Source organism: Rhizobium sp. TBD182 (assembly GCF_001950375.1).
Lineage (GTDB): Bacteria > Pseudomonadota > Alphaproteobacteria > Rhizobiales > Rhizobiaceae > Agrobacterium > Agrobacterium tumefaciens.
In genome coordinates, this window is record NZ_BDLN01000020.1 from 1 (window position 1) to 11728 (window position 11728).

Here is an 11728-nt window from a genome sequence, read left to right on the forward strand (position 1 = left end):
GGGGTTTGGGGAGCAATGGAACCAAAAACCAACGTAAGCCCTACCAACGCTTTTCGGTGTCTTCTTCCCAGGCGCCCATCTCGACAAAACAGTTGCGCATGTCGGCCTCCTGGCTGATCTCGGTCAGCAGGTCATGCACGCTCTTGTCCAGCTCATCGTCGCTCCGATACGGAATGGTCAACTCATAGTGGCCGGCATCCAGCCGCTTCATGCCATAGGGCTCCAGGCAGTAGCGCTCAATGTTCTCCGTGGCCCGCTTCCGGCCGCGCACGAACTTGCTGTTATTCACCACCGCGAGGCGCAGGGTGACGGTGGCCACCCGCTCGGCGGCGGGCGGCTCTGCCGGCGACGCGGCCGAAGGCTGCTGGTCGCGTGACCTGGCGCTCTTCTGGTACGCGCCGATCTCGACACCACGGTGGCGCAGGTAGCTGTACAGCGTGCTCTTGGAGATGTGCAGCTTCTCGCCGATCGCGCTGACGCTCAGGCGACCTTCGCGGTAGAGGGTTTCGGCCGCCATGGCGGTGGCCTCAGCCTTGGCTGGCAGGCCCTTGGGACGGCCACCGATCCGGCCACGCGCCCGTGCGGCCGACAGACCCGCCTGAGTCCGCTCGCGGATCAGCTCGCGCTCGAACTCCGCCAGCGAGGCGAACAGGTTGAACACCAGGCGGCCTTGGGCGTGGGTGGTGTCGATGGGGTCATTCAGGCTCTGTAAGCCGACCTTGCGCTCTGCCAGCTCGCCGACCAACTCGACCAGGTGCTTGAGGGAACGCCCAAGGCGATCCAGCTTCCAGATCACCACGGCATCACCCGGCCGCACGTTGGCCAGCAGTTTGTCCAACTCCGGCCGGGCGCTTTTCGCGCCGCTGGCGATGTCTTGGTAGATGCGTTCGCACCCGGCCTGTTTCAGGGCATCGACTTGTAGGTCGGCTTTCTGATCCCGAGTGCTCACTCGCGCATAACCGATCTTCATCAAAAGTACTGTTTACTCGACTACGTTAGTAATAGTTGAACTTTGATTAAGCGTACCAGTTATTTGAACCGTAGCGCGGGGAGCTTAACGAACCGGGGTCGTTTGCGGGAGAGGGCGAAATCCTACGCTAAGGCTTTGGCCAACGATATTCTCCGGTAAGATTGATGTGTTCCCAGGGGATAGGAGAAGTCGCTTGATATCTAGTATGACGTCTGTCGCACCTGCTTGATCGCGGCCGCGATAGCTAGATCGCGTTGCTCCTCTTCTCCATCCGCGTTCCAAGCTGCGGAAAGGCACCCATAAGCGTACGCCTGGTCGAGCAGGCGACGCGGATCGACGTCCAGCGCACGAGAGAATGCGTCCGCCATCTGTGCAATGCGTCTAGGATCGAGACAAAGGTCGTCTCTGTCAGCCGGATCGTAGAACATATTGGCGGCGCCAAAGCCCACTTCACCGACCAGACCGACGGGATCTATCACCAGCCAGCCGCGACTGGAGAACATGATGTTTTCATGATGCAGATCGCCATGTAGCCCACGCAGTTCCGAGGCATTGCTCATCATTTGATCGGCTATAATCGCCGCGTGGACGTAGTCAGTTTGACAACCTGCGTTTTGATCATCGCGCGCCCGCTGAAACAAAGCTGCAAAGCGATCCCGGATCGGGAGAAGGGCAGAAGGCAGGGGTTCCTCAGATGCGGCATACAGCTTCGCCATTAGTTCCGCTGCAATTTCGGTCGCCTGGTAGTCGCCGTGCTCGGCAACGATGTGAGAGAGCATTCGCTCCCCGGCATATTCGAGCAACATCAGATTGTTCTCACGACCGAGCAACCGGACTGCTCCCCTCCCATTGCGCCATACCAGATAGTCGGCCCCGCGCAGTTCATCAGCAATGTCTTCTATAGGTTTCAATCCCTTGACGATTGCAGGAGTCCCGTCTGGCAATGAAACTTTCCAAACGAGGCTGGAAAAGGTGTCCGCAATGAGAACAGGTTGCGAAACGTGCCAATGAGCAGGAAAAACAGGCGGCATGAACATCAACCCCAAGTCAGAGGGTCCAATCGCAGATAGAAGGCAAGGCGTTCGCGGTCGGGGGCTTCGATCCCCAATACATTGAATAGGACAGCGAAGGCGCGCTCTGCTTCATCTGGCGCTGCCCAGTTCTCTTCGGCGTTAGCAATCATGAGTGCCAAATCGGCATAGCGATCTGCTGTTCCGAGCCGCCCAAGGTCGATCAGACCCGTGCATTGAAGAGTTTTAGGGTCCACCATGAAGTTCGGCATGCAGGGATCACCATGGCAAACAACCATATCGGTGCGCTCTTGGTCGAGCCGCACCGGTAGCTCTCGTTCGACACGAGCCAAAAGATCGAGCTGCGGCGTACTCTTGTCCTCGTCCGGTAAGAAGTCGGGATTGACGGCATTGCGGGACACCACATCAACGGCGCGTCCGAACATTCGCGACAGCCTGCGCTCAAACGGACATTGATCAACCGATAGGCTGTGAACAGCGCCAAGTTGCTGCCCCATTGACGGCCACGCTTTGAGCAAATCCGCTCCAGACAGATCAGCCGCCGGTACTCCCGGAATTGCCGTTATCACCAAGCATGCACCCTCCTGTTCCTCCTGCCAGTTGATCACCTCGGGGCAAGCCACACCTCGACCTTTGAGCCAAATGAGGCGGTCACGCTCTCCAGCGAGCTCACCGCGGCGGGAAGCAGGTGCGATTTTCGCGAAGGCATGCCCGTCACCACGTCGAAAAACAAAATCACCAGATTCTCCGCCTCTGACAGGCAACCAGTCAGAATGCGATTCACCAAAAAAAATATTAGTTCGATTCAATGGAGGTTCCTTCAGTTTTCTGATGAAGCGCGGAGGTGGCTCAACCTGCGAAAAGAAACGAGTTGCTACGTAAGTCCGAGAACATGCTTTCCATGGTCTCTGAGCTCGCCTTTGGGACCGACATATCGGTAGAGAGTGACGCGCTCGATGCCGAGTTCCTTGCAGAGATCGGAAACTGAAGTATCGCGCTGGGCCATGGCGGCTTGCGCGAGACGCACCTGAGCTTTGGTGAGCGCGAATTTTCGTCCGCCCTTGCGACCGCGCGCTCTCGCGGAGGCGAGACCCGCCATGGTGCGCTCTCGGATCAGATCCCGCTCGAACTCGGCCAAGGTGGCGAAGATTCCGAACACCATGCGACCGGACGCAGTCGTGGTGTCGATCTGAGCGCCCTTTCCAGTCAGAACCCGCAGGCCGATCTTGCGGTCTGACAGCTCCTTCACCGTGTTGACCAGATGGGCAAGCGATCGTCCGAGGCGATCGAGCTTCCAGACCACCAGCACATCGCCGTCACGCAATGACTTGAGGCAGGCAGTCAAGCCAGGGCGATCATCACGACCGCCGGAAGCAAGATCATCATAGATATTGTCCCGTTCGACACCTGCGGCGCGCAAGGCGTCGTGCTGCAGGTCGAGAGACTGCGAGCCATCGGCTTTGGAGACGCGGGCATATCCGATCAGCATGTATCACAAACGTTGGTTTGAGGCGGCGCTTCGGCCACGATTGCATTGACCTCTGGAAATGTATCTCAACCAGCTTCATAAACAAAGCGTCTTGAACGCTATCAGATTTTGAAAAAGGAACATGTATGCCGCGTCGCGTCACTCTAACCGATCGGCAGAAAGACGCGCTGTTGCGCTTGCCGACTTCACAGACGGATTTGCTCAAGCACTATACGCTGAGTGATGAAGACCTTGGGCATATCAGGCTGCGTCGGCGCGCTCACAACAGGTTCGGCTTCGCCCTGCAATTGTGTGTCCTGCGCTATCCCGGCCGGGTGCTGGCTCCAGGCGAACTGATCCCTGCAGAGGTCATCGAATTTATCGGAGCGCAGCTTGGCCTGGGTGCCGACGATCTCGTAGACTATGCTGCCCGCGAGGAAACACGGCACGAGCATCTTGCCGAGTTACGGGGGCTCTACGGCTTCCGCACCTTCTCCGGACGTGGTGCGAGCGAGCTGAAGGAATGGTTGTTCCGAGAAGCCGAGATGGCGGTGTCGAACGAGGATATCGCCCGTCGCTTCGTAGCCGAGTGCCGACGCACCCGCACTGTCCTTCCCGCGACATCCACGATCGAGCGGCTTTGTGCCGCGGCTCTCGTCGATGCCGAGCGACGCATCGAGACGAGGATCGCCAGTCGGCTGCCTATGTCGATCCGAGAACAGTTGCTGGCATTGCTCGAGGAGACGGCTGATGATCGGGTGACCCGTTTTGTGTGGCTGCGCCAGTTCGAGCCTGGCTCGAACTCTTCGTCGGCCAACCGGCTGCTCGACCGGCTCGAATATCTGCAACGCATCGATCTCCCCGAGGATCTGCTTGCCGGCGTTCCTGCCCATCGGGTGACTCGTCTGCGCAGGCAGGGTGAACGGTATTATGCCGACGGCATGCGCGATCTCCCGGAGGACAGGCGGCTTGCGATCTTGGCTGTTTGCGTCTCGGAATGGCAGGCGATGTTGGCCGACGCAGTGGTCGAAACCCACGACCGGATCGTCGGCCGTCTCTACCGTGCTTCGGAGCGTATTTGCCATGCAAAGGTCGCAGACGAAGCGGGGGTGGTGCGTGACACCCTGAAATCCTTCGCCGAGATCGGGGGCGCCCTGGTCGATGCACAGGATGATGGCCAGCCGCTGGGCGATGTCATCGCGAGTGGGTCAGGGTGGGACGGCTTAAAAACCCTTGTTGCAATGGCAACCAGGCTGACCGCCACCATGGCCGACGATCCGCTCAATCATGTGCTCGACGGTTATCACCGCTTCCGCCGATACGCTCCACGCATGTTGCGCCTGCTCGATCTGCGAGCTGCGCCCGTTGCACTGCCGCTTCTGGAAGCGGTGACGGCCCTTCGTACCGGTTTGAACGATGCCGCGATGACCAGCTTCTTGCGGCCCAGCTCGAAATGGCATCGCCACCTTCGGGCCCAGAGGGCTGGCGACGCTCGCCTATGGGAGATCGCGGTGCTGTTCCATCTGCGCGATGCGTTCCGCTCCGGAGATGTCTGGCTTACTAGGTCCCGGCGCTATGGCGATCTGAAACACGCACTCGTTCCGGCACAATCCATCGCGGAAGGCGGTCGTCTCGCTGTGCCATTGCGGCCGGAGGAATGGCTGGCAGACCGGCAAGCTCGCCTCGACATGCGGTTGCGCGAGCTTGGCCGTGCCGCTCGCGCAGGCACGATCCCGGGCGGGTCGATTGAAAACGGCGTTCTGCATATCGAGAAACTCGAAGCCGCCGCGCCGACAGGCGCCGAAGATCTGGTGCTCGATCTCTACAAGCAGATCCCGCCCACGCGCATCACCGATCTCCTGCTGGAGGTGGATGCGGCGACCGGCTTCACCGAAGCGTTCACCCATCTGCGCACAGGAGCACCCTGCGCTGACCGGATCGGGCTAATGAACGTTATCTTGGCGGAAGGGATCAACCTCGGCTTGCGCAAAATGGCGGATGCGACAAACACCCACACCTTCTGGGAATTGATCCGCATTGGACGGTGGCATGTCGAGGGCGAAGCCTATGACCGGGCGCTGGCCATGGTGGTCGAGGCACAGGCAGCGTTACCCATGGCCCGGTTCTGGGGCATGGGCACGTCGGCTTCGAGCGACGGACAGTTCTTCGTCGCTACAGAGCAAGGTGAGGCCATGAACCTGGTCAACGCGAAATATGGCAATACCCCGGGCCTGAAAGCCTATAGCCACGTCTCCGACCAATATGCGCCGTTCGCAACCCAGGTGATTCCTGCAACGGCAAGCGAAGCGCCTTACATCCTCGATGGCCTGCTGATGAACGATGCTGGACGCCATATCCGCGAGCAGTTCACCGACACGGGCGGCTTCACCGATCACGTCTTTGCCGCATGTGCCATTCTCGGCTACCGGTTCGCTCCGCGCATCCGCGACCTGCCATCCAAACGGCTCTACGCGTTCAATCCGTCGGCCGCCCCGGCGCACCTGCGAGCGTTGATCGGCGGAAAGGTCAACCAAGCCATGATCGAGCGCAATTGGCCCGACATCCTGCGCATCGCCGCCACCATTGCTGCCGGGACCGTCGCGCCAAGCCAGATTCTGCGGAAACTCGCCTCCTATCCGCGGCAGAACGAGCTCGCGACAGCCCTGCGGGAAGTCGGTCGCGTCGAGCGCACCCTGTTCATGATCGACTGGATTCTGGATGCCGAACTCCAACGGCGTGCCCAGATCGGGCTCAACAAAGGCGAAGCTCATCATGCGCTGAAGCGGGCAATCAGCTTCCACCGCCGCGGTGAAATCCGCGACCGTTCCGCCGAAGGCCAGCATTACCGCATCGCCGGCATGAATCTGCTCGCCGCCATCATCATCTTCTGGAACACCATGAAGCTCGGCGAGGTCGTTGCAAACCAGAAACGCGATGGAAAGCTGCTATCGCCCGATCTCTTGGCCCATGTTTCGCCGCTCGGATGGGAACACATCAATCTCACCGGAGAATATCGCTGGCCAAAGCCTTAGCGTAGGATTCCGCCCCCTCCCGCAAACGACCCCCAACCGAGCCATTCCTCGATAGAGTTCGGCAAAACCTTCGTTTTGTCGAACCATTGCATCGCCCTTTGTGATTGGCGTATAAACACACAAACACCTATTAGCGGAGAACGCTATGAATACCATTCGCTGGAATGTCGCCGTCTCGGCCGACACCGACCAGTCGCTTCGGATGTTTCTGGCCAGCCAGGGCGGCGGCCGTAAGGGCGACCTGTCGCGCTTCATCGAAGAAGCGGTACGGGCACACATCCTGGAGCTGAGCGCTGAGCAGGCCAAGGCCGCTAACGCCCATCTGAGTGAGGCAGAATTGACCAACGCGGTTGACGAAGCGCTCGACTGGGCACGTAAGCGCTGATGCGGGTCGTGTTGGATACCAACATCCTGTTCAGCGCCCTGATCTCGCCACATGGCGCGCCCGATGCGATCTACCGTGCCTGGCGGGCGGCGCGTTTCGAGGTGGTGACCTCGCGGATGCAACTCGATGAAATTCGTCGAGCCAGCCGCTATCCCAAGCTTCAGGCCATCCTACAGCCCGCCAAGGTGGGCGCCATGATCAATAACCTGCAACGGGCTGTGGTACTGGAGCGCCTGACCATCGAGGTCGAAGCCGATGATCCGGATGACTCGTTTTTGCTGGCCATGGCCTTGGCGGGCGATGCGGACTACCTGGTAACCGGTGATCGCCGCGCCGGCCTGCTGCAACGCGGGCACATCGAACGCACGCGGATCGTCACGCCCGCCGTGTTCTGCGTCGAGGTGCTGTGATCAATGCCGGTCGGTTTTCTGACTCAAGAGCAACGCGACGGTTTTGGCCGCTATGTTGATTCGCCCAGCCGTGAAGAGCTGGAACGTTACTTCCACCTGAGCGATGAAGACCGTGAAGCCATCCAGGTGCTGCGGGGTAACCATAACCGTCTGGGTTATGCCGTTCTGCTGACCACCGTCCGCTTCGTTGGCGTTCTGCCGGACAAGCCCGCCGCCGTGCCGGTGGAAGTCCTGCAGGTGCTTTGCCGACAACTGGCGATTCCAGACCCCGACTGCCTCCAGCGCTATAGCGATCATCGCCGCTGGATACATGCCACCGATATTCAGAACCGCTTTGGCTATCGTCATTTCACCGATCCGGGCATCGGCTTTCGCTTGAGCCGCTGGCTGTATGCCCTCTGCTGGACGGGCACCGACCGGCCGGGAGTGCTGTTTGAGCGAGCCACCTCGTGGCTGTTCACACAGAAAGTCCTCCTGCCTGGTGTGTCTCAACTAGAGCGCTTTATCGCCCAGTTGCGCAGTCGGGTCGAAGAACGCCTCTGGTTTACGCTGGGCCGCAGCGTGACTGAGGAACAGCGATTGCAACTGCAAGACTTGCTGACGGTGGCCGAAGGCAACCGCAGCTCCCGGCTGGATCAATTGCGCTCCGGCCCGGTCATGGTCAGTGGCCCCGCGTTGATTCGGGCACTGCGCCGGCTCGATGACGTGCGCGGCATCGGCATCACCTTGCCGGCGGCGGCGCACATCCCTCCCAGCCGTATCGCCGCCCTGGCCCGCTTCGCCAACACGGCCAAGGTCACCGCGATTAATCGGCTGCCGGCGTCGCGGCGGATGGCGACACTGGTGGCCTTCGCACTCTGCCTGGAGGCGACTGCGCACGACGACGCACTGGAAGTCCTGGAGGCCTTGCTGCGCGACCTGTTCAGCAACGCGGAGAAGGCCGACAAGAAAGCCCGCATGCGCAGCCTGAAAGACCTGGATCGGTCGGCCGCGACGCTCGCCGCCGCGTGCAAGGTCGTGCTGGACAGCTCGATCAGCGATGACAACGTGCGCGCCCGGCTGTTCAACGACCTGCCGAGGACCACCCTGGAAAAGGCCCTGGAAGAGGTCAACGCGCTGATCCGCCCGGTAGATGACGTCTATTTTCTTGCATTGGAAGCGCGCTACCGCAGCGTGCGCCGCTTCCTGCCCGACCTGCTCAAGCACATCCGCTTCGGCTTCAGCCCGGCCGGCAAGGGCGTGGCGGCTAGTCTGGAGTGGCTGCAACTGAACCTGCCGCGCCGGAAGCCAGAGGATGACGCGCCGCAGGAGATCGTGGCCAAGGCTTGGCAGAAGCACATCACCCGCGAAGATGGCTCCCTCGACATGGGTGCCTATGTGTTCTGCACGCTCGATGCGCTGCGCACGGCCCTGCGCCGCCGCGATGTCTTCGTCTCGCCCAGTTGGCGCTATGCCGACCCGCGCCTTGGCCTGCTCGACGGTGCCGAATGGCTGGCGGCGCGACCGATCATCTGCCGGTCACTGGGCCTGACCATCGACGCCAAAACCACCCTGGACGCCTTGTCCGTCGAGCTGGATGCAACCTGGCTGGCAGTAGCCGCGCGCCTGCCCGACAACCCGGCGATTCAACTGAGCGAGAACACCGAGGGCAAGACCGAACTGTCGCTCGGGGCGCTGGACAAGCTGGACGAGCCCTGCTCGTTGCTGCAACTGCGGGCGGCCGTGTCTGACCTGATGCCGCGTGTCGATCTGCCGGAAATCCTCTTGGAAATCGCCGCCCGCACTGGCTTTTCCGAGGCCTTCACCCATGTCTCCGAACGCAATGCACGCGCCGACAACCTGGTCACCAGCCTCTGCGCGGTGCTGTTGGGCGGGGCCTGCAACACCGGCCTGGAGCCCTTGATCCGCACCGACAACCCGGCGCTGCGCCGTGACCGGCTGTCCTGGGTCAGCCAGAATTATATCCGCGACGACACCCTGTCAGCGGCTAACGCCATCCTGGTCGGAGCGCAAAGCCAACTGGAACTGGCCCAAGTCTGGGGTGGCGGCGAGGTCGCCTCCGCCGATGGCATGCGCTTCGTCGTACCGGTGCGCACCGTGCATGCCGGCCCCAATCCGAAGTATTTCGGCACCGGCCGGGGTGTCACCTGGTACAACCTGATTTCCGACCAATTCTCCGGCCTCAACGCCATCACCGTGCCCGGCACGCTGCGCGACAGCCTGGTGTTGCTGGCGGTCGTGCTGGAACAGCAGACCGAGTTGCAGCCGACGCAAATCATGACCGACACCGGGGCCTACAGCGATGTGGTGTTCGGGCTCTTCCGCCTACTTGGCTACCACTTCAGTCCGCGGCTGGCCGATGTCGGCGGTACCCGCTTCTGGCGCACGCGCCCGGACGCGGACTACGGCAAGCTCAACGGGCTGGCCCGCCAGTCGGTCAAACTCGACCTGATCGCCGAGCACTGGGACGACCTGCTGCGCCTGGCCGGCTCGCTCAAACTCGGCCGGGTGCCGGCGACTGGCATCATGCGCACGCTGCAAACGGGAGATAGACCCACCCGGCTGGCCCAGGCGCTGGCCGAATTCGGGCGGATCGAAAAGACTCTGCACACGTTGACCTATATCGACGACGAGTCCAAGCGCCGCGCCACCCTGACCCAGTTGAACCGAGGCGAAGGCCGGCACAGCCTGGCCCGCGCCGTGTTCCACGGCAAACGCGGCGAGCTCCGCCAGCGCTACCGCGAAGGCCAGGAAGACCAGCTCGGTGCTCTGGGCCTGGTGGTGAACATCATCGTGCTGTGGAACACCCTCTACATGACGGCGGCCGTGGAACGGCTCAAGCAGCACGGCTATCCAGTGCTGGAAGAGGATTTGGCCCGGCTATCGCCGCTGATCTACGAGCACATCAACATGCTCGGGCGGTATTCCTTTGCGGTACCGGAAGAAGTTGCGCGCGGCGAGCTGCGGCCACTGCGTAATCCAGACGACGACCTGTGATCCCCCTAAACGCTATGAGCAACACCCAAGCTGCTGCTGGATCGGCGGGCACTTCACCGAGCCGAACGAACAGAAAACGCAGCAATCCCCTGGGTTGGGGCGCAGCAGCGCCTTGCAGTTGCTGCACTCGTAATAGAACTGGCAGGCGTCCGTGGGCATGGTTTCCGGCTTGGCGAAGCCGCAGCGCGGGCAAGTCAGCACGGACTCAAGGACAATGGCGCTCATCGTGACCTCACTTCTGCACTGTGGAGGGGTATCCCGCGTTCGCGGTCGCCTCAGTCAGTGCCTCGGGCTGGGCCTTATCGGGATCGTAGGTGACGGTCGCCGTCTTCTGGTCGAAATTGACCTGGACGTCACTCACGCCGGACACCTTCTCCAGCGACTTCTTGACCGTGATCGGACAGAGTCCGCACGTCATGTTCTGCACGTCGAGCGTGACGGTTTTCGGGGGAGCCGCCAGCGCCACGAAGGGCAAGGCGAAAAGCACGGCGATCAGCAGTTTGCGCATGGTTAATCTCCTTCAGTAGAACAGCGGGGCGAGCCACGGCACGGCCAATAGGCCGAGCAGCAGCACGCTGACGATCCAGAACACGAGTCGCTGTCGCACGAGCGTGCGCGGATCGGCGCAGGGTGTACCTGGCGTACAAACCTGTGGCACCAGGTAGAGCTTGCGGAATGCCAATCCCAGGAACAGTAGAGTCAACCCGATGAAGAGGGGGCGTAGTGGCTCCATCATGGTCAGAGCGCCCACCCACGTACCGCCGACACCGAGTGCCAACAGCACCAGTGGCCCGACACAGCACACCGACGCACCGATGGCGGTCAGCGAACTCGCGACCAGCGAGCCTTTCCCGGTGAGTTGCATCCCCATTCCCATCTCCTGAGCCTGATTGCCTAGGTGCTATTCTAAACTCCGTACCAAAGTACGGAATCAAGGAGAAAGTGATGGCCACAGAGCTGACCATTGGCAAGCTGGCAGACGCCGCCGGGGTGAACGTCGAGACGATCCGCTACTACCAGCGACGCGGGCTGCTGGATGAACCAGCCAAACCCTTGGGTGGCCATCGGCGCTATCCGGTGGACATGGTGAAGCGACTGCGTTTCATCAAGCGGGCTCAGGCGCTGGGTTTCACGCTCTCGGAAGTCGGTGGACTGCTGACGCTGGATGAGTCGTGCGCCTGTGCCGAAACGCGAGCACGGGCTGCACGCAAGCTCGCGTTGATCGAGCAGAAGATGGCCGACTTGGTCGTCATGCAGCAACTGTTAGGCGAACTGGTGCAGCAATGTGATGCGGGAGACGGCGGAACGATCTGCCCGATCATCGAGGCACTGATCAGAGAGTAATGCCTGGCGGGTGAGCTGGAGATCGGAAAGCCCCTTTACGGTGGGATTCAGAGCTTACGTTGGTTTTTGGTTCCATTGCTCCCCAAACCCC

The 11728-nt window shown here is 61.2% G+C and carries 12 protein-coding genes; 5 read left to right on the forward strand and 7 right to left on the reverse strand.

Features of this window, described 5'->3' with window-relative positions:
• Positions 1-40: 40 nt before the first annotated feature.
• The 4 genes from T18_RS25900 to T18_RS25920 form a co-directional block, all read right to left on the reverse strand.
• A complete protein-coding gene (locus T18_RS25900) occupies positions 41-970 on the reverse strand; it encodes a recombinase family protein (RefSeq protein WP_003150544.1) in 930 nt (309 codons plus the stop codon).
• 200 nt (positions 971-1170) lie between these two features.
• A complete protein-coding gene (locus T18_RS25910) occupies positions 1171-2007 on the reverse strand; it encodes an aminoglycoside O-phosphotransferase APH(6)-Id (RefSeq protein WP_000480968.1) in 837 nt (278 codons plus the stop codon).
• Entirely contained in the window at positions 2007-2810 is an 804-nt protein-coding gene (aph(3'')-Ib, locus tag T18_RS25915) for an aminoglycoside O-phosphotransferase APH(3'')-Ib (protein WP_001082319.1), read from the reverse strand. The genes T18_RS25910 and aph(3'')-Ib overlap by 1 nt, the downstream gene beginning before the upstream one ends.
• A gap of 65 nt (positions 2811-2875) precedes the next feature.
• Positions 2876-3490, reverse strand: coding sequence for a recombinase family protein (locus T18_RS25920; RefSeq protein ID WP_000904906.1), 615 nt, complete (start codon positions 3488-3490; stop codon positions 2876-2878).
• Positions 3491-3615: 125 nt separating this feature from the next.
• Here T18_RS25920 and T18_RS25925 point away from each other — a divergent pair, with 125 nt between their 5' ends.
• The 4 genes from T18_RS25925 (at position 3616) to T18_RS25940 (ending at position 10293) form a co-directional block, all read left to right on the forward strand.
• The gene (locus T18_RS25925; RefSeq protein WP_001138082.1) at positions 3616-6501 is read left to right on the forward strand and encodes a Tn3 family transposase; all 2886 of its coding nucleotides are present in this window, start codon (positions 3616-3618) and stop codon (positions 6499-6501) included.
• Between the two features lie 145 nt (positions 6502-6646).
• A complete protein-coding gene (locus T18_RS25930; protein ID WP_003089107.1) occupies positions 6647-6886 on the forward strand; it encodes a ribbon-helix-helix domain-containing protein in 240 nt (79 codons plus the stop codon).
• Positions 6886-7296 (forward strand): putative toxin-antitoxin system toxin component, PIN family, encoded by a 411-nt coding sequence (locus T18_RS25935; protein WP_003150546.1) that lies wholly within the window; start codon positions 6886-6888, stop codon positions 7294-7296. The genes T18_RS25930 and T18_RS25935 overlap by 1 nt, the downstream gene beginning before the upstream one ends.
• A 3-nt stretch (positions 7297-7299) precedes the next feature.
• Entirely contained in the window at positions 7300-10293 is a 2994-nt protein-coding gene (locus T18_RS25940) for a Tn3 family transposase (RefSeq protein ID WP_003299771.1), read from the forward strand.
• A 12-nt stretch (positions 10294-10305) separates the two neighbouring features.
• Here the strand turns inward: T18_RS25940 and T18_RS25945 are convergent, their stop codons facing one another.
• Genes T18_RS25945 through T18_RS25955 form a run of 3 tightly spaced genes read right to left on the reverse strand, consistent with a single transcriptional unit; the run spans position 10306 to position 11164 of the window.
• Entirely contained in the window at positions 10306-10518 is a 213-nt protein-coding gene (locus tag T18_RS25945; RefSeq protein ID WP_003089113.1) for a GDCCVxC domain-containing (seleno)protein, read from the reverse strand.
• Between the two features lie 7 nt (positions 10519-10525).
• On the reverse strand, positions 10526-10801 hold the full coding sequence (gene merP / locus T18_RS25950) for a mercury resistance system periplasmic binding protein MerP (protein ID WP_003150552.1): 276 nt from the start codon (positions 10799-10801) through the stop codon (positions 10526-10528).
• A gap of 12 nt (positions 10802-10813) precedes the next feature.
• Complete coding sequence (locus T18_RS25955) at positions 10814-11164, reverse strand: mercuric transporter MerT family protein (protein ID WP_003089115.1); 351 nt, start codon at positions 11162-11164, stop codon at positions 10814-10816.
• Between the two features lie 74 nt (positions 11165-11238).
• Between T18_RS25955 and merR the strand changes: the two genes are divergently transcribed.
• Positions 11239-11637: an Hg(II)-responsive transcriptional regulator gene (gene merR, locus T18_RS25960; protein WP_003089120.1), complete on the forward strand. Its 399-nt coding sequence runs from the start codon at positions 11239-11241 to the stop codon at positions 11635-11637.
• Positions 11638-11728 lie beyond the last annotated feature (91 nt).

Bases quoted from the DNA above. Each gene is read 5' to 3' on its own strand.
- T18_RS25900 (WP_003150544.1), bottom strand. From the start codon at position 970: ATGAAGATCGGTTATGCGCGAGTGAGCACTCGGGATCAGAAAGCCGAC.
- T18_RS25910 (WP_000480968.1), bottom strand. From the start codon at position 2,007: ATGTTCATGCCGCCTGTTTTTCCTGCTCATTGGCACGTTTCGCAACCT.
- T18_RS25920 (WP_000904906.1), bottom strand. From the start codon at position 3,490: ATGCTGATCGGATATGCCCGCGTCTCCAAAGCCGATGGCTCGCAGTCT.
- T18_RS25925 (WP_001138082.1), top strand. From the start codon at position 3,616: ATGCCGCGTCGCGTCACTCTAACCGATCGGCAGAAAGACGCGCTGTTG.
- T18_RS25930 (WP_003089107.1), top strand. From the start codon at position 6,647: ATGAATACCATTCGCTGGAATGTCGCCGTCTCGGCCGACACCGACCAG.
- T18_RS25935 (WP_003150546.1), top strand. From the start codon at position 6,886: ATGCGGGTCGTGTTGGATACCAACATCCTGTTCAGCGCCCTGATCTCG.
- T18_RS25940 (WP_003299771.1), top strand. From the start codon at position 7,300: ATGCCGGTCGGTTTTCTGACTCAAGAGCAACGCGACGGTTTTGGCCGC.
- T18_RS25945 (WP_003089113.1), bottom strand. From the start codon at position 10,518: ATGAGCGCCATTGTCCTTGAGTCCGTGCTGACTTGCCCGCGCTGCGGC.
- merP (WP_003150552.1), bottom strand. From the start codon at position 10,801: ATGCGCAAACTGCTGATCGCCGTGCTTTTCGCCTTGCCCTTCGTGGCG.
- T18_RS25955 (WP_003089115.1), bottom strand. From the start codon at position 11,164: ATGGGGATGCAACTCACCGGGAAAGGCTCGCTGGTCGCGAGTTCGCTG.
- merR (WP_003089120.1), top strand. From the start codon at position 11,239: ATGGCCACAGAGCTGACCATTGGCAAGCTGGCAGACGCCGCCGGGGTG.